We start from the raw sequence: 21,952 nt of genomic DNA on the forward strand, positions 1-21,952 counted from the left end.
GCAAGGGGCTTTCTTCATTTACCTACCGTTTACTGCTTGGCGAAGCTGCTCACGGCTGCTATCCCTAGCATCCATAAGTTCCATGTTTCGCGGAAGATGTTCAGGCTTCAGACCACTTTTCTCGATGTCCGCCTTGTGCTCTTCTTGGAATGACCACCATTCGTCATATTTTCCAAGAAAAACTTCAAGTAGTTTGCCAACTTCAGGATATGTGGCCGTAATGGCATCGTACTGCTCTGCCGTATACAAGAAATCCCAGTCAGGGATGTCGAGCTTTCTGGCAACGGCAGCAATGACTTGCGCCTTATACCAATCCACCATTGATTGATTCATTTGCATATTATTGTTCTCATTGAGATTTATACTGGCGAAATTACCAGCCTGACTATCCTATCACCGGATTTGCCCGACTGTCGAAATTCAAATCAGCGTCCATCCCAATCGGGGTGTTCTTCTACCGAAACCTCGACCCCACGATGAAGATCCTTGATGTTGATATCGGTATCACCCATTTCGAACTTGCCATCGATAACTTCAAAGTAGAGCGACATCTCCACACTGAACTTCATCTTTAGGATCTCTTCACGAGTCACGTCGTCAAAGGTGTAAGTATGTCCACTCTCTTTGTCATAACTCCCGTTGGCAAGATCTGGTCCTAAGACTTCAACTCGGTTCTTGACTGTCACGTCAAAAGTTACCTCACAACCCTCATCATCAATGCCAACAATGTTTGGTTCAATAGGACCTACTTCTATCACCTCATGCCCAATAACCTCAGCATCTTCCCAAGTTGAGCTATTGTAGAAGTCAGCATCATTGATAATCTGCTTTATCTGCTCTTTCAATTCAGCATCGTGTTCTACGAAATAATCCTTGATGAATTTTGCCCTCTCAGGTTCATGGCTGTTGAGAACATCTAGAACTTTCTCTAATGCATCAACCTGAATGAAGCCTTTGTTCTCTTCGCAAAACCGAATCAGATCTCCATCTTCCGATACAACATAGACCTCTTCCTTCTCGATGTGATCCCGCACTGCCAACAGAGAAAAGGCATCAGGAAACTCAGCCTTTTTCTTCCCCTCTCCAAAAGGACCACGTCGATTGAAGTAGAGTTCGAAGACTTCTTCTGTACTCACCTTGGATACATCCAAGATTGTTGTCCTTGAATCCTCTAGGAAGTCTTCAAATGCCGTTTGCGCGCCAGCATGCACGGTATCTTTGTCAAAATGAGCAAAGAACCCCTTTATCACTTCATCCGTAGAAGTCTCAAGTATCTTGGCCTTTCTTCTGAATTGAGTAATGCTCCCTAGGCCATCATCGATAGCGACTTGAATCTTTTCTTTTACCTCTCGCAAGGTAATGGAACTCATGAGGTGGATAAGCTCTTCCTCTTCGCAAGCTTTGGAAAACGCTTTCAGAATTTTGGATTCAAAGTCAAGATTCGCTTTGACGAAAGATTGGGTGTCGATAAAGACAAACTTGGTTCTAAGTGCCATGGGTTTAATTCCTGTTGTATCCGTTATTACGGGTCATCAATACCGTCTTCCAATGCTCCTCACGAGCTAGGATCTCTTCTTTCGTTGAGTGGATGTCAGCTATCTCAAGCAACGAGAACCTTAAATCCGCTTGCCGTTTCAGAGAATCGATTCCGAGCTCCTCTCTCAGTGCCACATTCCCCCCGTGGCCATTCTTCGCATAGACGCACCATCGACCCCAAATGCCCTCAACCCCATCGGCTTTGCCGACATAGAGCTTGTGAGTCTTCCTGTCTGATATGAGATAGATCCCCTTCACATTGGACAGAGCCGTGCGCCAGGTCGGAATGTTGTCTCTTACGATGATGTCTAGTTGCCCCTTGGGCACATCCACGAGCTTGTAGCCCGGAAAGTCTGCGATGCTGAGTCTACGGGGCAGGATATGACTCACCACCAAGCCAGGTGCCAAGGTTTCCCCGAGCAAGTAGCTGTTGCGCTGGGTATAAGGACTAGTGGCATACAGCCGTCCCACGAATTCTTCGCACGATCGGACCCGCTCTAGGTCATACATGAAGTGTTGCTCAGGCTCTTTCTTCAACACACAGCCCTTCACCCGGAACAACCCCACGAAGAGCCATGAGGTAGTGGTTCCAGCCTGTACGAATGACATCACAAATTCTCGTTTGAAGTTGCGAGAACCTTGCCAAGATTGCCATCCGTCAAATTGACCCTCAATAAAAACATCTAGGGGATGCTCATGCTGGTTGTATCTGGCGAAGTGGATCTTGCAGTTCTGAGGTTTCAAAGAAGGCTCTTGAAGCTGCAACAGGTCAAAGACTTTCATGTGTGAGCTCATGGGAAAGTTGCGCGAGTTTACACCGCTTATCCATCAAAGTGCTGCCTGTCTTAATATCGTCTCCTATCTCTTGCTTTCTATGGAAGCGGTTATATATTGTATATATACACACAACAAGGAGATTTTATGACAACAGTAAAGAACAAATTCAATGTAAGAAACGTAGCGAAGATAGTTATTCCATTCGCTATAGCACAAGCTTTGATAATGAGCTATTGGCATTTCAATGCCGAAGCAAAGATGAAGAAAGCGGAGGAATTAGCTCAGTTAAGGACACCTATCAAGAAATGATTTTCTCTCGTTTCCCTCCCTAGGAAACAAAGAAGGACTCCATCAGGAGTCTTTTCTTTTTGGTCTTTCTCGCCAGTTGTCTTTCAAACTCTCCTTTTGTCTCTATGCCTCTTGCCTTCTATGGGAAACCTGATAGATCTATTCCGTAGATTAGGAGAATATAAATGCACAGAGAAGACGATAGAGAGTTTGACTTTAGCAAGAGAATTCCAGCGCTAACTGAAACCCGTGGCGAGGCATTCTTGAGGTCATGTTCGAATGCCAAAGAGGAAGTTCAGTGTTTTTTGTATATTTTGGGTGAGGCTCTGTCTGAGAGCGGTCTAATAATAAGATCATTTCTGGCTACCGTAGCCGTTTGCGCAGTAGCTATGCTAGGCCAATGGTCAGTTGGTGTGATCGAGGAAGTGCAGTTAAAGGCACACCAACCTTCACCAAAATACACTGTAGAAGATGTCTTAGGACTTACCAACAGATTTACCGTTGAATATGCGCTAGGAATGGAGGAACTCAAGCATGATGAAAAATGATGCCTGTAGCGAAGTTTTTGACTTCAAAAAGCCTAAGCATCAGCCAGTTGTCCTAGGTGAGGACGTGATTTCCAATCTGCGCTTTGGGCTAATGATGCTGGCTTTTAGTCTTCTGATTGTAGGTTGCCTAATAGCCTATACAACGGTTGAACTTCACAGTAAAGCCGTAATTGCCCAGCAGCGATTCGTAGATAAGGTAAAGCTTGACCATCCCGAGATAGCGCGCCAAGTGGAGAATAATATTTCATCTAACCAGTAGTCTATGATGTCTGCCTTTCTTCTGTGTTCTCTTGCTTTCTATGAAAAACTCGATATAAGAATGATATGGAAACCAACAGGAGAAAAAAATGACATTCCAAGAAAAAGTAGGGACTCAGATAAACATCATAAGAAGATTGTCGAATAGCAACTACGATGCATTTATAGAGTCATTCGGTGAGGGCGATTTCTGGCACATTGCTGCAAAGAGAGTTGCGAGCGTATGGAGATCAGATGATCCTCATGGAATAGTGGAAAAGGCATTCTATCCTTGTCCAACTCATGAGTCTGTCTTAAACATCATTCAAGGCAAGCTTGATGCCTTGCTAGCTGAGCCAAAGCCCATTCTTGGAAGGGAGGGGTTGTTCGATGACTCAGTTCAAAGACCCGAAGAATTATCAAGCCATGAATATGACCATACCGAAACTACTGAGTCTATTTCCAAGAAATATGAACAAGCAAAAACAAGACACGGTTGAGCATTGGGAGGGGAGGTTTCCCCTCTTCGCTTTCCGAATAATGGACAACAAAAAGCCCTCACTTGGAGGGCTTCTTCTTTAGGTGTTGGAGTCAATCCAGATCCTTACCGCCTCTTCACATGCTTCATCGAACTTCATTTGAGCATCTGGTGAAAAGTCGCCTGACCGGATTTCAGGGAAACGACTTGCGATGATCGCCCAAAATTCCTCTTGAGCCTTTTCAATCGCAGCCGCGATTCGTTCATTGGTCATTTCAAGCCCTTTGCGGTGGGCAACACGGCTTCATTGATCGCATCGTTCAGGAAGATATAGGTCGGATACTTGTCCGAGATGAGCTTGCGGTTCTCAGGGGTGTCCTGCATCTTGAAGACGGTGTAGCTCTGCTGAATGCCGTTTTCATCTTGATCGATGTTTTCAGGATCAAGACACAGCAGCTTCGTTTTCGCAGTCGTCTTCATCCGCTTGATGGATTCATAGTAATTGACCATCGTGGAGACGAAAGTGCAATCCCGTTCATACTTTTGGTCGGGATATTTTTCCGTTGCTACCCGCAGCAGTTCTTGATAGTCCGCATTGTCTTTGATGCGAAACATCACGGCTCCACCATCGCCATAGTCGGCAGCTTCACCGATCTTCTTGCCGTTGCGAAGAACGATGCATTCAAAGCCCGAGCCTTCATGCCCACGGGTCTTCTTCACACCAGCTACCGAGAACTCACCGCCAAACTTCATCATCTGTTCAATCATCATCTCACCTATATAAGAGTGGTTAAGGTGATGAAAGAATAGCGTACTGCTTTCAATAAAGGTCGACGGTATTGATTGATTGTTGGTACCTCTTCGACAAACCCCATTTGCACTTCTTATTGTCAACGCATTGACAATTTTCATTTCTTTAATATAGTTATCTGCATAACATATAACTACAGAGAGATGATATGAATAAAAAGAACAAGGGGTACACCCTCACAGAATTGCTAATAGTGGTCGGCTCCATGACCGTTATTGCCATCACGGTATTTCAGCTTTATCAAACCGTCATGAACTCCTACCGGGTCGCAGAAGAAGCGCGCCGACTCAACAGAGTTCAACAATTAATTTTAGACACTGCAGGAGTAGTGGGTAGCTACGAAAACCTCACCACTGCTGATGTCATTAATTTGTCTAGAAGTGGGACGAATAGGCCAGCCGCTTTGGAGCCTCAGCAGTTCGACCCTTCAAATCCGAACCGAATCCTCAATGTTTGGAAGTTTGATGTCCGCATAGGACCTACTTCAAATGGAAGAGGGTTCATCTTGACTGAAGAAGGTGTGCCACCCGAGGCATGCTCTTCTTTCGTTCCAAAACTACAAAACACGACAGATCAAATTGATGTCAATGGCATCGTTGTTAAGCCAATGGGAGCAAACATTGATGTCGCAGCAATGTCTATGGCTTGCGGCAGCTCACAATTTAACAAGATAGATTTCCACATCTATAAGGGGTATTAAATCGCGGTAAATCAACAGTCACAATAACAAGGAGAAATGACTATGACTATGAAAAGGAAGTTCAATGTAAGTTTAATCGCTTTATCTTTAGCAGCAGCATTCCCAGCATTCGCGGGACCAAACCAAGGCACAGGAAACGATCTCTGCCCGGTGGGAACACCTGACACTATCTATGGGGATACAAACACCTGTAATGCCAGCAACCCAGCAGATCAGCCTTCCATCGTTTTCGGGAACAATAACCGCTTAGGTGGCACTGGAGGATTGGGCATCGCCTTACCCTCAAACTTTGTCTTTGGGGACTACAACCGAGCCGACAGCGGGATCGCAATGGGCATAATGAACCAGGTCAGTAACCAAGGCTTGGCTATCGGATATGGGAACGTCTATGGCGGGACATATGGCGCCAGGTCCAACGGTGGGATAGCCATCATGAGCGGCAGCAACCGTGTAGCTCAACAAGGCGAGATCTACATGGGCTATGTGGACAATGCCTACTTGCCCTATGCCATGCCATCCACGTTCTCAGGCATCGCCTTAACCTCACAAGGCGCCTATATCAATGGTGGCGGGGTTCAGATGAACCTTACCCCTACAGGCACCAACGGTGCTGGCGTGACGGCCGCGGTCCTTAATCTTCAACAAGGGCAGGGCATCACCAGAGTCACTGGCGTAGCAGATCCCCAAGGCGACACAGACGCAGCCAACAAACGCTATGTCGACCAGGTAGCAGGAGGAGGGGCAGCAGATCCATTGGCGCTTAAATACAGCGATGCGACACGAGGCACAGTGACTCTCTCCAACACCCAAGTCAAAGGGGCGAGAGATGCCACTGACGACACAGATCTTGCTACTTGGGGTCAAACCAAAGGATATGCCCAAACCTACACCGATGGGCAAATCACGAGTGTGCGCAACTATGCTGACGGCATCACAAATACTGCCTATCAGAACTCTCGCAACTACACCGATAGTGTCGCTGTCAACACCTACAACCAGTCCAGAACCTACACTGACAATGCGATAGCGAATCTACCACCCGCCACAGGTGGCATCACCCAGGCCCAGCTAGATTCAGCGGTCAATAACGCAATCACTGTCTCTCAGAACTACACGAACACGAGCTCAGCGACCACATTGACTAATGCGAATGCCTACACTGACTATGCGATTTCAAATCTGCCTCCTGCAACGGGTGGAGGTGTCAGTCAAGGGTATGTTGATGCTGGTGACGCTGCTACATTGGCCGCAAGCACTGCCTACACCGACACCAAGAGCCAACAAGCAAAGGATCAGGCAGTAGCAGAGAGCAAGACCTACACTGACCAAGTAGGCGCCAGCACTCTTCAAGCTGCGAATCAATTCACCACAGACGAGATAGCAAAGCTCAATCTCAACGGAGCTTCAGAAAACTATGTCCGTAGTGAAGTTGACCGTGGAGTGAAGCAGTCCAAGGACTACACCGATCAGAAGTTCAAGGAAGCCAAGAAATACAGCTACAGTGCCGCAGCACTTGGCATGGCTTCTTCTTCAGTTGTCTTCAATCCATTGGCAGCACGCCAATTCGGTATGGCAGCATCTACCGTCAATGGAAGACAAGCCATCGCTGCAGGTGCGGCATGGCAAGTAGGTAAGAGCAGCATCATCAATGTGAAGGCAGGCTTTGCGCCTGGTATGGGCGGCGCAGCCGTAGGTTTCACCTCAGCGTTCTAATTTCCGTAGCACACATGAAAAAGCCCCTATGCGGGGCTTCTTTCGTTCTGGTGGCTCATGGTGTGTAGTTGTATTTGCAAGAGGTGAATACATCAGTGAAGACCCCTCCTGCCAACCCGTCTGGTCTGATGTCAACACGAGTTGCCGTGAACGACACTTCCACATCAGGTAACTTCGTGTCGATAGGTTTGCCACTGCCTACTATGAAGAGGAAAAGTTGCGGGTTGTCCCTGAACTTGTAGGCGAATCTAAACTTGGTGATGTAAGAGCCGACACGCTCAATCTCACTCTTCTCTGGATTAATTTCAATGGTCATCTCTTGCCCGAGATCGACCTCGGAGTAGATCAGCAAGTTCTTGTCTTTCTTGTAGATGAGGCGGCCAGGACCCGCAACTTTATTGCCTTTGCCGTCAAAACGCATGGCGCAGCGCACATCGTAGGTCTGAGCATGAACGGATTGAAATCCAAGGACAAGTGCCAAGCCAACGAACAGTCTCTTCACATCATGCCTCATCGGTGAATTTGAATTCGATGGAATATTTCTTGAGAGTGAGGGTAGGGACCACCTTCGCAGCCGCTCTCGCTCTTTTATCAAAGTCATGTGCCACAAGGATACCGCGCACCTGTCTGCCTTCTTCCTCAGCTTGAATGTCACCCATGTAGCCGAGTATCTGACCAATCGCCCGACTGTCTGCCGTGCCGGCCTTGAGTTCGACCACCACGAGGCTTGTCTCGTCTTCGCATGTGATGTCTATCAGTCCTGAGCTCACAGCCCGCTCAGCACCGTCATCCACGATTCGCAGTTTGGGATCGAGCGATGTGATGCTCTTGCGAAGGGTAGCCTGCATGTCTCGTTCAAGTGAGAACCGCTGAACCTTCATGTCATCCAGAGCTTGCGGAATTTCATCGGCATCAGCCGTCTCATGACTTGCCGTTTCGTCAGGCGCTTCACTCAGAAATTTGGTGTAGCGAACTACCGCATTCTTGTAGGACTGCAAGTTGTTGCGGATATTGCCGTCGATCTTGAGCTTGGAAGGATTCGGCTTGTTGGATCGCTCATCGCTTGTGGAATATTCCAAGCTTGCCACGACATCCTTGAGTGTGCCGTTTCTGAAGTGGTCATCGAGATCACCATATGCCTCTTCAACCCGCTTCACACGATGAAGCTGAGCCGTCTGAGTGCCAGCAGCATATTTACGATCTTCTAGCCAAGCCGCATAGTTGCTTCTCATAGCATCCTCAAAAGACGAAAAAAAGGATGGGCAGAGCCATCCTCTTCAATACCGATTAGACCAGCTTGCGTTTGCCGCTTTCCACGAACTTCCATTCACCCAGGCCAGCGGGGCGCAAAGGCACATGAGGATCATCAACGATGTTCTTCTTCTGTTGCTCCACCTCAGCTTTATAGACCTTACGGCTAATCGTCTCAGGGGTTTGGATCGTATTGCCAAAGCGGCGCAATGCCAACAAATCGGCTTGCTTATCGGTATCCAAAGATTCCACGAAGTCTTGAAGGGCTTTACCCTCAGGCGACTTATCAAGAAGCTCGTCTATCAGTTCTTGATTGTGATCGACAGGTCCATCATCATCGTCATCTTTCTGGCGAGCCCTCTCATAAGCCATGGAGAGCTTGATGTATTGGTTGTATTCGGATTGAGTGAGAAACAGCAAAGACATGGCAGTACCTTTCACATTCAGAGCAACCCGCTATTGTACCCGAAACAGACCTTTACAAACGGATTTTTTCTCCTATATTGAATACATATAACCAATACAGGAGAAAAGCATGGATATAGATACGCAAGATAAGATTGTTCTAACCAACAAAGATCTCGGAGCCATTTCCGTGTATCTTAATTTTTACGAGTCAGGATGGGACTACATCCCAGAGGCACACCACAACAAAATTGGTGATGAGATAGTTAAGTATGCCGTAGAGCACTATGCGATAGAGAAAGACCAGCTTGTAGCTCAGATTAAAAGTGAGCTAGGGGCTAGTGAAGAAAAGGCTCACATTGCTGGAAAGTCCGACACTGAGATTGTGGAGTTCGCTCTTCACGGTTCAATACATCTAAGCGGTGACTATTTTGAGCTACAGACAGAAAGCGGCAACAAGAAGATGTACCTCAACACAGATCATCCAAACAAGGCAGAGAAATTATTCGTAGAACCACTTGTTGACTATTTAAGTAAGCATGAACCTGGAATGTTCCAAAAGCCTGAGAGTGTTGTATTGCTTATGAGGCACTTAAGAACCGACCCCAAGGGCATAGATGCCGTTCTTTCTCATGTGTCAGAGGAAATCAAGAGCCATGAAAAGGTTCAACAATTCGCAAAGGATGTTGGAGTGACTATCCCTTTTAAGCCAAAGGTGGAGTCTATAGAGAGACACACACAGAAGACAGCCCTAGGTGCAAAACCTAAAGTTCGATAAAAATTGCCCTCCTAGTGAGGGCTTTTTCATTGTCTATGAGGTATTGCTTTTACTGAAATCTCAGTTATATATAAAACATATACACGGAGGCATGAATGGGAAAATTACAAGAACAGCTAATAGATGCGGTGGTAGTCGGAAACTTGGAAGGGGTGAAACGGCTTGTTGATAAAGGTGCTGACATTCATGCTGACGATGAAGATGCTCTCCACCAGGCTGCTGGCAACGGTCACTTAGAAGTGGTTGAGTTTCTAGTCTCCGCAGGCGCCGATATTCATTTCCTCAGAGATTGTATTTTGAGATGGGCTGCTGGCAACGGGCAATTGGATGTTGTCAAACATCTAGTAGAGCAAGGTGCTGATATCCATGCGGATGATGACTTGGCTCTACGATGGGCTGCGGAAGAAGGTTATATCGAAATAGTCCAATTCCTTGTCGAAAGAGGTTGCCCAATCGACATTGCCAAAGAATATGGAACAGATGCAGTTCAGGACTTCTGCAAAACTCATGAATTGCAAAAGATGCTAGACAATAAACTTGAACAATCTGCCAAAATAAAGGTCAATAAAACCAAGTTGAAAATTTGAACATAGCCCTCCTCGTGAGGGCTTTTTTCGCGTTGCTACTCACTCAAGCGCCGTTAGGCTTCTTTCTCCGAAGGCAACCCCCGCAGGGGCTCTCCCTATGGGAGGTCTGCTAATGAGAAGATGTTTTCCCACAAAATAAAGAACCCTCACTAGGAGGGCTCATACTAGAAGCTATTCATGACGGACTGTAGTTGTCTCTTGTAGCTTTGGTGAACGATGTTCTTGCCAACTTCTAGTTGTCTTATTCCGAAGTTCACCATGTCTCTTATTTTTCTCTCGGCATTTGGAACAACTGGAAAATTAAATAGATAGGCACCAGATTCTTTGTGCACCTCGAATTCTCCATCTTCCATGGTGATGATTACTTTGTGTTCATCATCGAGTGAGCGATTTACAAATTCATTAATTGCTTTGATGTCTAGTGTTGTTTTCATGGTGTTCTCCTTTTGTCTTCCATGATCTAGTTATAAGCGATATTTCATAGAAAGCAAGAGAAGTTAAGATGGTGGGTAGTGATTGATGATAAATGGCTAGTTAATTGTTTTGTGAGCCATTCGTCCATTAGTTTACCTTCTGTCGCCATATCTCTTGTCTTTTATGAATACTAAGATATAACTATGGTATAGATACCAAGGAGACAAGCATGAGCACAACAATACTTCAATCATTCAAAATATTCAAAATCACCGATGGGGAGAATTCTTTCTACATCGAAGGTTCAGTAAGCGAGTCTAGTAACTGCTCACCAAAATACTATGACACCATCTGTTTTAATGCGGCAGCCAATGATGCCGAGACACTAAGCCTCCATGCGATCAACCATGCCCGTTCAATAATTGATGGAAGCACTAGGCTAAAAAGTGGAAATGGAATCTCTATTGAAGATGACGTTCACACCATCATAAGACGCTATAGAAGAAATATTAAGCTCGCCAAGACGGTAGTAGTGAAGAAAATCGTCCAGCAAGACAAGTGTATTTTTGTAGAGCCAATCGTTGACGATGAAGATCAATTCGCCTTGGCCGCACCAGGTTTTTTTTATACGTATGGGGGCATTCGGGTTCTTACACGAGATGAAGTGGAAGACAACCGTTTAATAGATGGCTTCCTAAATAGTCGCATGACTGTGGAGGATGCTCTCAAGCTAGTAGGCGTAGATATAGACGGAACTTTCATTTCATCCACAAAAATATGCGAATCCGATAGCGATAAAGACATTGCGGTGATACTCGAAGCTACGGATGAATTCTATCTTCCTCGAATGATTGAGGCATGGTCAAAGGTTAAGAGCGAAGAAGAGATCTTGAATCTCATGTCAGATGAAAAGCTCGATGGACTATCAAAATATTGTTCCTATTCCAAGAGTTGTCAGTCCATCAAGCATAAAAGAGAAATTACAAGAAACGCTGCCAAGTTGAATATCGTTCTTGCTAAAAAAACTGACCAGCCATCCAAAGTGATGAAGATATAAGTGAAGCCCTCTAAGTGAGGGCTTTTATCTGTCAACACCTACTCACTCAATCGCCGTTAGGCTCTTCTTTAGAGCAACCTCCTGCGGAGTTCCCTAGGGGTCCAGCTAAGGTCAGGACTTTGGCTCATGTCTACCACTAGGCGCAGCTATCGTCCGTAGGACAAAGCCGACAGGCGCACTCCTAAAACCCAAGCCCACGGCGATTGAGTCTAAAGAGGGGTGATCAAACAATTACCTCTTATCTTAATCTCTACCTCCTGTCTCGTTATCTCTTGTGTTTTATGAATATTGATCTATAACTAAAGTATGGAATATAAAAAAAGGAGACAGCCATGAGTTACGGAAAAAACACAATAGCCTTATTGAATATAAACGGCGATGGGAAATTCAATTACTTGGACGAATACTCAGTAGATATAATATGGAAAGATGTTTTGGATAGTGAGTATTCTCTTGGTGATTATGAGAATAAGCTGGATGCATTAGAGATCGATGAAGAAGAGTTTAGGGTTGCAGTCGTCAATTGCCTCATCAGAAACATGATCGAATGCGGGCATGTCATTGACGGCGAGGATGCTTTAGAAATCGCCAAGGAGGCTGTGGCTGAATACTACGACTATCAGGAATTACTTGATGAGGGAGTCTGGAATGTGGGTGTGGGGGTTGATGCATCTATAGACGAATTTGATAACATAGATGCCAACAGCATGAACTATGATGACTTTGAGTGGGATGAATGTGCACTTCTCGAAAGTCTCGAAAACAACTATCCAAACTCCTCAAATTATCGCTATATTCCGCTTAACGCCCGACTTGATGATGGCGTGACTACCATATGGCTAAATGCTTTAGTAGATAGCGAGGAGCTTCAGAAGCTCTTGTTTCAAGCAGAACTAGTCGTGTTAAATCGCTTTAGAGATGCTGAGCCTGCTCAAGAACAGATTGAGTCTTCGCGCGACGATTCATGGAAGAGCAACGAAGACGCTGTTTATTTCTTTGAAAAAATCAAAGAAAGAAATATGAGTATCAAGAGCCGTATTGATACATTGTTGAGTGCATTACCTTCCGAAGGCGATATAAAAAGCTTTAATGAGCTTGTTGATGTGGCAGGGAAGCTCTCTCACATCAAGAAGGTAATAGAGCAAATAACATTATGATTTTCTAACTAGTCCTCCAAGTGAGGGCTTTATTTTGTCCGTTTATCTTAATGTACACCCTTTATCTCTTCATCTCTTGCTTTTTATGAATATCCCTCTATAACTATATTATGGAATATAAAAAAGGAGATAGCCATGACAGACCCAAAAAATACAAACTACGCTAAAATCAAAGTATTGGGATTTGATATCGAGTTAAAAAACGGTCACTCTGGTTTTGCTAGAGCATATCTAATGAAGTCAGGAAAGCGAACAGGTCAATTCGCGGATTTCAGGGACAACATCGACATTTCCGACCAGGTAGAGGAGCTCCACCAGGCACAGCTATCTGCCAAAGCCTCTGACGACTGGACTAAGCGCTCAAGCGATGCTACGGCTCTCTACGAGCGATTTAAACAGGGGGAGGCAGATGAGATGGCAGTGAAGGTAAAAGCGTCTGAAGCCGCCGCATCCCTCGCCCTACAGCTCTTCCTTTCCAAGAATCTTCCCACCGACAGCCAGCCTATGAAGATGCCTCAGGAGTTTGCCGGTAAGAAGGAATTGGAGGATGGTTTCAAGATGGGCTTCGAAGATGCTTTCCACAATCTATATACAGATGGGAAACAAAAGCTCACCTATGCTGATCTTGATGCTAACAATAAGAAGAAATATCTAGGGCTCAGTAGGTAAAAAAAGAAAGCCCCTCATTTGAGGAGCCTTCAGACCCAAAGATATTAGATAAAAACCTGGGAGTTAAATGATCTAATAATAGTAATTTATATCAATATTGGAGTTTGTCAAGAGGTCTAATGATAAAAATTTACTTGCTCAGTAAATCTCTTGCTTGCTCTCTCACTTGATCAGCCAATAAGTCTGTCTTCGTCTTACCATTGACCTTTATTAATGGGGCTATAACCTTCTGCCCTTTACCTGTGACCACATACTCACAAATACTCATGCCTCTCACCGGGGTTCCAAAAGCATTGGGGGCATCAAACTCTACCGTTGCTTGGAGCAATAGGGGATTGTTCTTTCCACTCTTCAAAGCATCTATTTGAGTTTTGTACAGCTTAGAAGTCGCTTCCTTTCCAATGTATTGAGTGTAAGCCTCATAAGTCAATTCACGAGTCACATACTCTACATTGATCTGTTTGTAGCCAGAGGGGGAACGCAAAGTGTCCTTGATGGCACTTTCACAACCTGCCAAGAAATCAGACTTGTTGCTGTCGCATCCCGTAAGAGCGACAAGCATCATCGCAGTCACACCAGCTATTCTAAACATAAAGCCCACTCCCTTTTTATAGTGAAGTGAGCATACCCTTGCCGCACACAGTTATCAAGTCTTACGACACATCTTTGTAGTGTTCGAAGATTCCTTGACTTAAAAGCTTGTTCTTTAACACTCTTATTGAGTGCGGAATTCTTTCCTCTGACCACTTAATAGGAGACTTTGAAGTATTCCAAAAATCAACTCCCAATGCCTGATGTTTCTTCTCTCTGTACTCCTTCAATAAGAGACTCAAGAAGAATTCATCCTTGCCATTCCAAGGGGCAAAGCTTCCATTTGCATCTTCTTTGATGATTCTTTGGATGCTATCGGGGAAGAATTCTTTCTCGGGTGCGGGCGCGGAGTAACGGGTACTCACTGCGTTAGGGCTCGATTTGGGGGGAGATAAATCACCAGGTATAGAATGAAGAACACTTCTACTTTTTAGACGAGTAAAAGCATCATCCTGCTTACGAGAGCCGAGTTCCTTTTTTATACCTCTCTCAGCTCTGACTTTCTTCAAATAGTCCGCAATCTGTATATCAGACAAAGGCTTGCCTGAGCGACTCATCACGCCATCAGCTTGAGCTAATTTTCTTATGTTCCCATAAGCTGTATCCGAGAACTCTAACCTTAATTTTTCACAACCCTTGTATAAGTCAATCAATCTCTGCAGCTTATCAAATCGTTTTCTAAACCATCCAATATTTGATGTGTGAGTCAAAGCAATTGACTCTCTTTCACTAACAATTGAATCAAATAAGTCATCAAATCCGTTCATGCATAGTCCCCCAGTTATTTTTGTTGTATCAATAGTCAGTTATAGCCCAATAGCAGCATATGTCAACCCCAAGTAACCACAATTGATGTACAGAAGATAGCTGAATCGCCCCGGGTTTTGCGGAGGCTCCTACTCTTGAGAGAATGCGAGCCATGAGCAAAAACAACGCGAACAAGTTTTCCCCTGAAGTGCGCGAGCGCGCGGTGCGCTTGGTGCAGGAGTCGCGCAGCGAGTACCCGTCGCTGTGGGTGGCGGTCGAGTCCATCGCGCCCAAGATCGGCTGCTCGGCGCAGACGCTGCTGACCTGGGTCAAGCGCCACGAAGTCGACAGCGGACAGCGCGAAGGCGTCACCACCAGCGAGCGAGAACGCATCAAGGAGTTGGAGCGGGAGAACCGAGAGCTGCGCCGCGCCAACGACATCCTGCGCACCGCCAGCGCTTTTTTCGCGCAGGCGGAGCTCGACCGCAAACTGAAGTCGTAAACACCTACATCGACCGGCACCGGGAGGTTTACGGGGTCGAGCCGATCTGCAAGGTGTTGCAGGTTGCCTCGTCGGCCTATCGGCGCCATGCCGCGCGGCTGCGCGATCCGGCGCGGCGCAGCGACCGTGCGCGGCGTGACGAACAGCTCATGCCGCACGTCCAGCGAGTCTGGCAAGAGAACCATCGCGTCTACGGCGCCGACAAGGTCTGGCGGCAGTTGAATCGCGAAGGCGTGATGGTGGCCCGTTGTACGGTCGAACGACTGATGCGCGCTCAGGGCCTGCAAGGCGTGCGGCGCGGCAAGCGGCAGCGAACGACCATCACTGATGATGCGGCCAGCCATCCAATGGATCGGGTCAACCGGCAGTTCCGGGCCGAGCGGCCGAACCAGTTATGGGTCTCGGACTTTACTTACGTCTCGACCTGGCAGGGCTGGCTGTACGTGGCTTTCGTCATCGACGTCTACGCCCGGCGCATTGTCGGCTGGCGCGTGAGCAAATCCATGACGACGGACTTCGTGCTTGATGCGCTGGAGCAGGCCCTATACGCCCGCCAGCCTGGCAACGATGGTTCTCTGACCCATCACTCCGATAGGGGATCGCAGTACGTTAGCATCCGCTATAGCGAACGCCTGGCCGAAGCGGGCATCGAGCCGTCCGTGGGCAGCCGTGGTGACAGTTACGACAACGCCCTGGCCGAGACCATTAACGGCTTGTACAAGGCTGAACTGATTCACCGCCGCGCACCCTGGAAAACCAGGGAATCTGTCGAGCTGGCAACGCTGGAATGGGTCGCCTGGTTCAACCATAAGCGCCTGCACTCATCCATCGGCTATATCCCGCCGGCCGAGGCTGAGGCAAACTACTACAACCTACTCGGCACATCCGCCGGTGAGGCTGTTTTACTTTAACCAAACAGCCTCCGCGAAAACCGGGGCGATTCAAGCCAAATCATACATAAGAAGTAGCCAGCTAATACCCATGCGATGCCAGGAAGACCCCAATGACACCCATGTTGATTTTTATTTGTGATGTAGTAACCATTGAAGAACCTATCGCAGTTAACTGGGGGTACGGATTTCAAGTTCAAAAAAACCTTCAAGACCGTTGATAAACCTAGCCCTAATCAATAATTCTTAATTCAAGAAATAAAAACCCAGATCGGATCTTGATTTTTCTCCAATTTCTACTATATCTATTACAAGAACAAGGAGAAATTGATGGCACAAGACAATAAGAAAACAGGTAGGCAGCATGAACGAAGAGTGACACTTCCACTCTTTGCTGAAGAGAATGCGATATTGGATAGATTAAAGTCAAAAGAAGACATTAAAGCTGACACCGACAGTCTGCGCTTCGCTCTTCACTTTTACGACAAATATAGACCCATGATTGAAGTGCTGGCCTCATTTGAGAAAGCCATGCACGCAATGAAAGAAGAGCTAACCAATGAGATGAAGAATATCTCTTGGAGACAAAATGCCAATTTTGAGATTTCTGAGCAGGTTCTAGAAGCCGTCAAGAAGCAGGGGAAATAAGATGGCATATTTCACATCCCCTCAAGTGGTCAAGAACGAGGAAAAATACAAAGACTATCTCGGCGGTGCAGCTCGTTACTACACAATGGCTATGAGAGCCGAAATCAAAAAGCAATTTCCTGAATTAGATGCTGATAAAGTAGATCTTAATGATCCAAGGTTCAGAGACATTGCCAAGCAGGTAATCTGTCCTATTAGGGTGTCAGGTGACTTGTCCCGCTCATTGGGCTTAGACAAGGTAATCGTGGACGAGAAGTTGCTCAGTCATCTATTCAATGGTCATTGTCCCACTGATGTTGTTCCTGAAGACTCACATCTAAGAAGCTATGCCACTACACCCCATGAAAAGATTGGGTCTGTGATTCCATTGAATAACAATAAGGCGACTTTGAAGGATGGTGAGTATGTCTATGACGGCAAGAGACGCATGTCCACCGAATTGCTCTTCACCTTGGGCAAAGCTGAGTCTGTGTATTTCTGTGCCTTAGCTACCAGAGATCCATCTGTATTGAATAAGCTTGCTGACATTCATCATCAAGTTATGGAGCGAGTCGTCCTTCCTCTAATAACTGAGTTGGCAGTGGCGCGAGTCCAGGACCAGAATAACGAAACAAAAGAACAGAACGGCTACGAGGTTGCTTGTGTTGATGTGATGCACATTGAATCTCGCAGTGTCGAGCCACACATTCACTTTCACAGCCAATTATTAAATTCGCTCATGGCAAAGGATGGGAGACTTTTCTCGCTAGAGGCAGCAGATATCTACGATTGGAAAGGCATGATAGACATGCAGTACCAAGCTGCGATGAAAGAAGCTCTTGAAGATGAGTTCGGAGTCACATACAAGAAAGTGTTTGTGAAGAGAGACGAGATAAACGAGCATCTCAAAGATCATGAGAAAGCAGTTGCTTCCTATGACCTAACTTCTGACCTGGTGCCTGATGAAGTGGTGGACTACTTTTCATCTCGCACCAAAGAGATCGAGAAGGAGCTTGAGGAAAAAGGACTTGCAAGCACACCTGAAGCACGGGCTGTGGCTCAGAAGAGCACCAGGTCAGACAAGCAGGAACTCTCCCCATCGGAGATGCTCGCTCAGTGGACCAAGGATTTCGCGGCTCTAGGATACAGTGCCACACCACCAGCGGCGCCGATCGAACCCAAGAAGCAGTTCATCCCCATAGCAGACGAGCAGCTCTCTATCACTTTCCAGCGCAAACACCACGAGCAACATGCTGCAAGAGCCATAGCGGCATCTGTAGAGAGCTACAGCGATGGCGAAGGGCAGTACGAGTCTCGAATCGCCAAGAAGGTCCAGAAGCTACTTTTGTCAGATGAGCAGATCACCCGCAACTTTGCTGAGCGCATCGGGCAGGTAGATTTCAAGCTCCATCAGATGCAAGCCTTCATTGGCAAGATGGCTCTGGACACATGCGATGGTGCGACGGCATTGGAAGAGGCACAGCGCATCTCCGAGGAACAGTGCCACCTCTACCTCGATCCCAAGTCCAAGCACTACAGCGAGATCAAAGACTACATTGCTGGCCGTATCACAGACCCAATGGCATTGGAGCAAGCTGAGATCCTCTTTCGCAGAAATGCCCGCTTCATCACTAAGCCTGTCATCGAAGCTGATAAGCGCATCCACGAGGGGTGCATGGCAAGAGTGGGCGACACACGATTTCAGATAGACAAGCGACACGTCGTGTCTGAAATCATGGCATACGAGAAGGAGAAAGGATTCCAGCTCTCTGCTGACCAATCAAAGATGGTCTATGCCGCTTTCTCTGAACCTGGTGCAGTCATCAACACGGCCGGGATGGCTGGTGCTGGCAAATCGACTGCTGCAGAAGTCATCGTGCGAATCCTCAGGAAACAGGGTTTCGAGGTCATTGGCACATCCATTTCAGCCGAGGCAACGAAAGGGCTTGCCAAATCAGCCGGGCTAAAAAAGGGCGAGTTTTTCAATTCGGCTGAGCTCAACGCGAGATTGGATAGTGGCAAGCTCAAGCTCACTGACAAAACAGTAGTTCTCTTTGATGAAGCGGGCATGGCTGACATCTTCACTTTAGATAGGCTCTTTACCCACATTCATAAAGCGGGTGCCAAGGTCAACCTCATTGGAGAAAAAGAACAAGCTCAACCTATAGGGCCGGGCAATATGTTCAAGCACTTGAATGAGAACTTCATCACTGTGCCTCTAACTTCCATTAATAGACAGAACACAGTTGAAAAGCGCGAAAATGTGAAGTTGTGGCAAGCAGGACAAGCACAAGAAGCAATGGAGCAGTTTGAGCAATGGGGATGGCTATCAGAAGCTGCTACTAATAAAGCCGCATGGGAGGAGGTTGCTACTCGCTTTGTGGAAGACAGCAGACCTGATACACAGAAGATCATCATGGCGGACACAAACGCCGACAATGATGCTATCAACAGACTCATCAAAAAGAAGTTGCAAGAAAGTGGTGTGCTAGATCCCAATGCGCCGTTTGTAGCTATTAAATGTGCCGATGGAGTAGAAAGAGAGTTTGGTGTTGGGGATAGAGTTACTTTCTTCAAAAAGTCATCTACAGCCAATGCAGTATCAACGAATGGGCAGAAGGATACAGTTAATAATTCACAGACAGGACGAGTTCACGGATTCAGAAAGAACAGACTTACTGGTGGAGTTGCTGCGATATGTCTTGAGCTTGATGAAATTGATCCCGCTACCAAGAAAAATAGACTTGTCTATATCGATGTGAAGACGCAGCCGAAATTTAGATTCGGGTGGAGTGGGACAGTCTATAAGGCACAAGGTGCGAGTGTTCCACGAACTTTTAGGGTTCTCACGTCAAACAGTCAGCCAAGTGCTTTCATGGAGTATGTTGCCTCGTCTCGCTATAAAGACGAACACACAATCGTTCTATCGAAAGAGTTCCAAGACAAGATCTACAAGAAGGTCTATGACTTAGATGTATCAGACAATCAATCTGATCGTCTTGAGTGGCTTCAAAAGCACAAGAAAGTAGAGGTGCCATCATGGGCTTACGAGTCGTTTGGACAGGCTGAAACATTTCTTAGTGGTCATGTGGAGCATTTCCCTGAGGTCAAAACTCCCATTACAGAGAAGTATGCTGATTTGATTAAAAAGCTCAGTGAACAGCCGTTCAAGAAGAATGTGGCTGATTTCGAAGAAGTGCAAGACGGGCTATCTTTCTACAGAAAGATCATGCAAAAGCGCACATTGGGACTTGCTCAGTTCAGAGAGAACAGACCAGCTCTCAAGCCCGTTGCTAAGCCCAGCCAGGTCAAGAATTGGAGAGATATCCCTACAATGGCTGACATACCGAAAGCTCGTCTCACTAGAAAAGACCAAGCTCAACAGACGAAGGCTGCTGTCATCCAGAAGAAAAAGCTGAAAAGAACTGCCCTTTCAATTTGATAACGCTATTGATTTTTTCGAAACTTCAGTTATATGTAAGGCATATACACGGAGGCATGAATGGGGAAATTACAAGAACAGCTAATAGATGCGGTGGTAGTCGGAAACTTGGAAGGGGTAAAACGGCTTGTTGATAGAGGTGCCGATATTCATGCTGGTGATAATAGTGCTCTTAGATGGGCTGCTGGACAAGGACATTTAGATATTGTGGAATTTCTTGTCGGAAAAGGTGCCAATATTCCTGCTCAAGATGAGCATGCTCTCAGATGGGCTGCTAACAACGGACACTTAGAGGTTGTCAAGTATCTAGTGGAGCAAGGTGCTGATATCCATGCTTTAGAGAATAGATCTCTGCGATGGGCTGCGGAAGAAGGACAAATAGAAGTAGTCCAATTCCTTGTCGAAAGAGGTTGCCCAATCGACATTGCCAAAGAATATGGAACAGATGCTGTTCAGGACTTCTGCAAAGCTTATGAGCTACAGAAGATGCTAGACAATAAACTTGAAAAATCTGCCAAAATAAAGGTCAATAAAACCAAGTTGAAAATTTGAACATAGCCCTCCTCGTGAGGGATTTTTATTGTCCTTACCCGCTCACTCAATCGCCGTTAGGCTCTTCTTAAGAGCAACCTCCTGCGGAGTTCCCTATGGGAGTCCAGTTAAGGTCAGGACTTTGGCTCATGTCTACGACCAGGCGCAGCTATCGTCCGTAGGACAAAGCCGACAGGCGCACTCCCAAAAGCCCAAGCCCTCATTAGAGGGCTATTTTTATTTGACAAACGAAAATTCTCCACTATAAGTAGTTATATATCAAACATATAACATAGGAGACAAAATGGACGATATAAATAAGCATTCTCTATCCAACCCGACAAAGTTGTTGGAAAGAATTGCCAATCTCACATATGTCAGCCCAACTATAGAATCCATTGAGTTCTATAGCGCTCAATATGAAAAGGAGGGGAAGCCTTCCCCTTATCCAGAATTACCTCATGAGGATTTTGTCTGCCGAAGATGCCCATTGTCCTTATGGAGTTCTACGGGACCTCGCACTAAAGATTCCAGCCAAAAGCACATTTCTTGTTTTTGCCCCGTCCAGCACGTCGAAACATACTCAACTGCGAATCCAGATGACCGCCATATTTGTGATGGTCCAATCATCGAGGCAATCAAAGCGCAGGAGAAACTTGAAGGGGGGAATGAAGAATGAATGAGATAGATAAACTAGATCGCCAAGCAAGAACTGACCTTATGAACATGGCGGTGACAGATGTAAAAAATCCAAAATTTAACAAGGATCACTGCTACAACAACGCATGTCTGTTGATCGAGAAGGGACTGCATCCGAGATATTTGTTCACTCATATTGCTGAGAGCATTCAAGAAGCAAGATGGGCAAAATTGAGTGCCTCAATGATTGAGAACAGCCGTATATCCGCAATCCTAGATACCTATGCTGAGATACAAAAGACATTGCTACCACACACATCTCTATCTGATGGCTCAATTACATTCTTCAAAAACTCAAGATTGGATGTTGTGGCTGCATTTGTAGATCATCACAATCCACACCCAGAGAGCAACACAGTTCAGGCGATGAGGCATGCAGGGATTGATAGAGAAGAGGTGAAGGAATTCGCTGAGGCGTATCTATTGAAAAAGAAGATAGAAGAGACACTCTCATCTAAGACAACCAAGCCTAAAAAGGTGGCGAAGATTTGACAAACAACGAACATCAGCTATATAT

General features: G+C 46.1%; 28 protein-coding genes and 1 other annotated feature. Of the genes, 17 read left to right on the forward strand and 11 right to left on the reverse strand.

Annotation, left to right across the window (positions count from 1 at the left end; all coding sequences use genetic code 11):
- Window positions 1–18 precede the first annotated feature (18 nt).
- From ACZ5YA_RS28705 to ACZ5YA_RS28715, 3 genes are all read right to left on the reverse strand, one after another.
- On the reverse strand, window positions 19–339 hold the full coding sequence (locus tag ACZ5YA_RS28705) for a hypothetical protein (RefSeq protein WP_464091530.1): 321 nt from the start codon (window positions 337–339) through the stop codon (window positions 19–21).
- Between the two features lie 86 nt (window positions 340–425).
- Complete coding sequence (locus tag ACZ5YA_RS28710) at window positions 426–1,496, reverse strand: PIN domain-containing protein (RefSeq protein ID WP_043223646.1); 1,071 nt, start codon at window positions 1,494–1,496, stop codon at window positions 426–428.
- A 4-nt stretch (window positions 1,497–1,500) separates the two neighbouring features.
- Window positions 1,501–2,319, reverse strand: coding sequence for a GIY-YIG nuclease family protein (locus tag ACZ5YA_RS28715; RefSeq protein WP_464091531.1), 819 nt, complete (start codon window positions 2,317–2,319; stop codon window positions 1,501–1,503).
- Between the two features lie 138 nt (window positions 2,320–2,457).
- On the opposite strand from ACZ5YA_RS28715, the gene ACZ5YA_RS28720 reads away from it, so the two are divergent.
- The 4 genes from ACZ5YA_RS28720 (at window position 2,458) to ACZ5YA_RS28735 (ending at window position 3,886) form a co-directional block, all read left to right on the forward strand.
- The gene (locus ACZ5YA_RS28720) at window positions 2,458–2,622 is read left to right on the forward strand and encodes a hypothetical protein (RefSeq protein WP_165601354.1); all 165 of its coding nucleotides are present in this window, start codon (window positions 2,458–2,460) and stop codon (window positions 2,620–2,622) included.
- Between the two features lie 164 nt (window positions 2,623–2,786).
- A complete protein-coding gene (locus ACZ5YA_RS28725; protein ID WP_131728774.1) occupies window positions 2,787–3,149 on the forward strand; it encodes a hypothetical protein in 363 nt (120 codons plus the stop codon).
- A complete protein-coding gene (locus ACZ5YA_RS28730) occupies window positions 3,136–3,408 on the forward strand; it encodes a hypothetical protein (protein ID WP_464091532.1) in 273 nt (90 codons plus the stop codon). The genes ACZ5YA_RS28725 and ACZ5YA_RS28730 overlap by 14 nt, the downstream gene beginning before the upstream one ends.
- Window positions 3,409–3,496: 88 nt before the next feature.
- Entirely contained in the window at window positions 3,497–3,886 is a 390-nt protein-coding gene (locus ACZ5YA_RS28735) for a hypothetical protein (protein ID WP_464091533.1), read from the forward strand.
- A 78-nt stretch (window positions 3,887–3,964) separates the two neighbouring features.
- Here the strand turns inward: ACZ5YA_RS28735 and ACZ5YA_RS28740 are convergent, their stop codons facing one another.
- Together ACZ5YA_RS28740 and ACZ5YA_RS28745 are read right to left on the reverse strand one after the other, a co-directional pair.
- Window positions 3,965–4,138 (reverse strand): hypothetical protein, encoded by a 174-nt coding sequence (locus ACZ5YA_RS28740; RefSeq protein WP_165601353.1) that lies wholly within the window; start codon window positions 4,136–4,138, stop codon window positions 3,965–3,967.
- Window positions 4,135–4,635, reverse strand: coding sequence for a hypothetical protein (locus ACZ5YA_RS28745; RefSeq protein ID WP_464091534.1), 501 nt, complete (start codon window positions 4,633–4,635; stop codon window positions 4,135–4,137). The genes ACZ5YA_RS28740 and ACZ5YA_RS28745 overlap by 4 nt, the downstream gene beginning before the upstream one ends.
- 188 nt (window positions 4,636–4,823) lie before the next feature.
- Here ACZ5YA_RS28745 and ACZ5YA_RS28750 point away from each other — a divergent pair, with 188 nt between their 5' ends.
- Together ACZ5YA_RS28750 and ACZ5YA_RS28755 are read left to right on the forward strand one after the other, a co-directional pair.
- A complete protein-coding gene (locus ACZ5YA_RS28750; protein WP_464091535.1) occupies window positions 4,824–5,375 on the forward strand; it encodes a type 4 pilus major pilin in 552 nt (183 codons plus the stop codon).
- Window positions 5,376–5,417: 42 nt separating this feature from the next.
- A complete protein-coding gene (locus ACZ5YA_RS28755) occupies window positions 5,418–7,088 on the forward strand; it encodes a hypothetical protein (protein WP_464091536.1) in 1,671 nt (556 codons plus the stop codon).
- A 55-nt stretch (window positions 7,089–7,143) separates the two neighbouring features.
- On the opposite strand, the gene ACZ5YA_RS28760 is transcribed toward ACZ5YA_RS28755, so the two are convergent.
- Genes ACZ5YA_RS28760 through ACZ5YA_RS28770 form a run of 3 tightly spaced genes read right to left on the reverse strand, consistent with a single transcriptional unit; the run spans window position 7,144 to window position 8,765 of the window.
- Window positions 7,144–7,590, reverse strand: a complete 447-nt coding sequence (locus ACZ5YA_RS28760) for a DUF1934 domain-containing protein (protein WP_043223652.1) — start codon at window positions 7,588–7,590, stop codon at window positions 7,144–7,146.
- A 1-nt stretch (window position 7,591) separates the two neighbouring features.
- Window positions 7,592–8,320 (reverse strand): endonuclease NucS domain-containing protein, encoded by a 729-nt coding sequence (locus ACZ5YA_RS28765; RefSeq protein ID WP_043223654.1) that lies wholly within the window; start codon window positions 8,318–8,320, stop codon window positions 7,592–7,594.
- A 55-nt stretch (window positions 8,321–8,375) separates the two neighbouring features.
- The gene (locus ACZ5YA_RS28770; RefSeq protein ID WP_464091537.1) at window positions 8,376–8,765 is read right to left on the reverse strand and encodes a hypothetical protein; all 390 of its coding nucleotides are present in this window, start codon (window positions 8,763–8,765) and stop codon (window positions 8,376–8,378) included.
- 109 nt (window positions 8,766–8,874) lie between these two features.
- On the opposite strand from ACZ5YA_RS28770, the gene ACZ5YA_RS28775 reads away from it, so the two are divergent.
- Window positions 8,875–9,522 carry a hypothetical protein gene (locus ACZ5YA_RS28775; protein WP_464091538.1) on the forward strand — a complete coding sequence of 216 codons (648 nt, stop codon included), beginning with the start codon at window positions 8,875–8,877 and terminating at the stop codon, window positions 9,520–9,522.
- Between the two features lie 95 nt (window positions 9,523–9,617).
- Window positions 9,618–10,109 carry an ankyrin repeat domain-containing protein gene (locus ACZ5YA_RS28780; protein ID WP_464091539.1) on the forward strand — a complete coding sequence of 164 codons (492 nt, stop codon included), beginning with the start codon at window positions 9,618–9,620 and terminating at the stop codon, window positions 10,107–10,109.
- A gap of 164 nt (window positions 10,110–10,273) precedes the next feature.
- On the opposite strand, the gene ACZ5YA_RS28785 is transcribed toward ACZ5YA_RS28780, so the two are convergent.
- The gene (locus tag ACZ5YA_RS28785; RefSeq protein WP_464091540.1) at window positions 10,274–10,543 is read right to left on the reverse strand and encodes a hypothetical protein; all 270 of its coding nucleotides are present in this window, start codon (window positions 10,541–10,543) and stop codon (window positions 10,274–10,276) included.
- Window positions 10,544–10,752: 209 nt separating this feature from the next.
- On the opposite strand from ACZ5YA_RS28785, the gene ACZ5YA_RS28790 reads away from it, so the two are divergent.
- The 3 genes from ACZ5YA_RS28790 to ACZ5YA_RS28800 all read left to right on the forward strand — a co-directional run bounded on the left by ACZ5YA_RS28790 (window position 10,753) and on the right by ACZ5YA_RS28800 (window position 13,406).
- Entirely contained in the window at window positions 10,753–11,580 is an 828-nt protein-coding gene (locus ACZ5YA_RS28790; RefSeq protein ID WP_464091541.1) for a hypothetical protein, read from the forward strand.
- A 332-nt stretch (window positions 11,581–11,912) separates the two neighbouring features.
- A complete protein-coding gene (locus ACZ5YA_RS28795; RefSeq protein ID WP_464091542.1) occupies window positions 11,913–12,737 on the forward strand; it encodes a hypothetical protein in 825 nt (274 codons plus the stop codon).
- 135 nt (window positions 12,738–12,872) lie between these two features.
- Entirely contained in the window at window positions 12,873–13,406 is a 534-nt protein-coding gene (locus ACZ5YA_RS28800) for a hypothetical protein (RefSeq protein ID WP_464091543.1), read from the forward strand.
- Window positions 13,407–13,536: 130 nt separating this feature from the next.
- Here ACZ5YA_RS28800 and ACZ5YA_RS28805 read toward each other — a convergent pair whose 3' ends face one another.
- Both ACZ5YA_RS28805 and ACZ5YA_RS28810 read right to left on the reverse strand, forming a co-directional pair.
- On the reverse strand, window positions 13,537–13,998 hold the full coding sequence (locus tag ACZ5YA_RS28805) for a hypothetical protein (protein WP_464091544.1): 462 nt from the start codon (window positions 13,996–13,998) through the stop codon (window positions 13,537–13,539).
- Window positions 13,999–14,059: 61 nt separating this feature from the next.
- Window positions 14,060–14,764 carry a hypothetical protein gene (locus ACZ5YA_RS28810; protein WP_464091545.1) on the reverse strand — a complete coding sequence of 235 codons (705 nt, stop codon included), beginning with the start codon at window positions 14,762–14,764 and terminating at the stop codon, window positions 14,060–14,062.
- Between the two features lie 143 nt (window positions 14,765–14,907).
- Here ACZ5YA_RS28810 and ACZ5YA_RS28815 point away from each other — a divergent pair.
- The 6 genes from ACZ5YA_RS28815 (at window position 14,908) to ACZ5YA_RS28840 (ending at window position 21,927) form a co-directional block, all read left to right on the forward strand.
- Window positions 14,908–16,157, forward strand: a protein-coding gene (locus ACZ5YA_RS28815) for an IS3 family transposase (RefSeq protein ID WP_123786977.1) whose coding sequence is annotated in 2 segments (ribosomal slippage) — window positions 14,908–15,202 and window positions 15,202–16,157 — 1,251 coding nt in all. Because the reading frame shifts where the segments join, the coding sequence is not laid out codon by codon here.
- Window positions 15,201–15,317: a sequence feature (AL1L pseudoknot), on the forward strand. (Overlaps the previous gene by 117 nt.)
- Before the next feature lie 309 nt (window positions 16,158–16,466).
- A complete protein-coding gene (locus ACZ5YA_RS28820; RefSeq protein ID WP_464091546.1) occupies window positions 16,467–16,784 on the forward strand; it encodes a hypothetical protein in 318 nt (105 codons plus the stop codon).
- A gap of 1 nt (window position 16,785) precedes the next feature.
- Window positions 16,786–20,205: a MobF family relaxase gene (mobF, locus tag ACZ5YA_RS28825; RefSeq protein ID WP_464091547.1), complete on the forward strand. Its 3,420-nt coding sequence runs from the start codon at window positions 16,786–16,788 to the stop codon at window positions 20,203–20,205.
- A gap of 60 nt (window positions 20,206–20,265) precedes the next feature.
- On the forward strand, window positions 20,266–20,757 hold the full coding sequence (locus ACZ5YA_RS28830) for an ankyrin repeat domain-containing protein (protein WP_464091548.1): 492 nt from the start codon (window positions 20,266–20,268) through the stop codon (window positions 20,755–20,757).
- A gap of 283 nt (window positions 20,758–21,040) precedes the next feature.
- The gene (locus ACZ5YA_RS28835) at window positions 21,041–21,415 is read left to right on the forward strand and encodes a hypothetical protein (RefSeq protein WP_313657905.1); all 375 of its coding nucleotides are present in this window, start codon (window positions 21,041–21,043) and stop codon (window positions 21,413–21,415) included.
- On the forward strand, window positions 21,412–21,927 hold the full coding sequence (locus ACZ5YA_RS28840) for a hypothetical protein (protein WP_464091549.1): 516 nt from the start codon (window positions 21,412–21,414) through the stop codon (window positions 21,925–21,927). The genes ACZ5YA_RS28835 and ACZ5YA_RS28840 overlap by 4 nt, the downstream gene beginning before the upstream one ends.
- Window positions 21,928–21,952: the final 25 nt, after the last annotated feature.

Source organism: Achromobacter sp. JCM 18799, assembly GCF_055395645.1.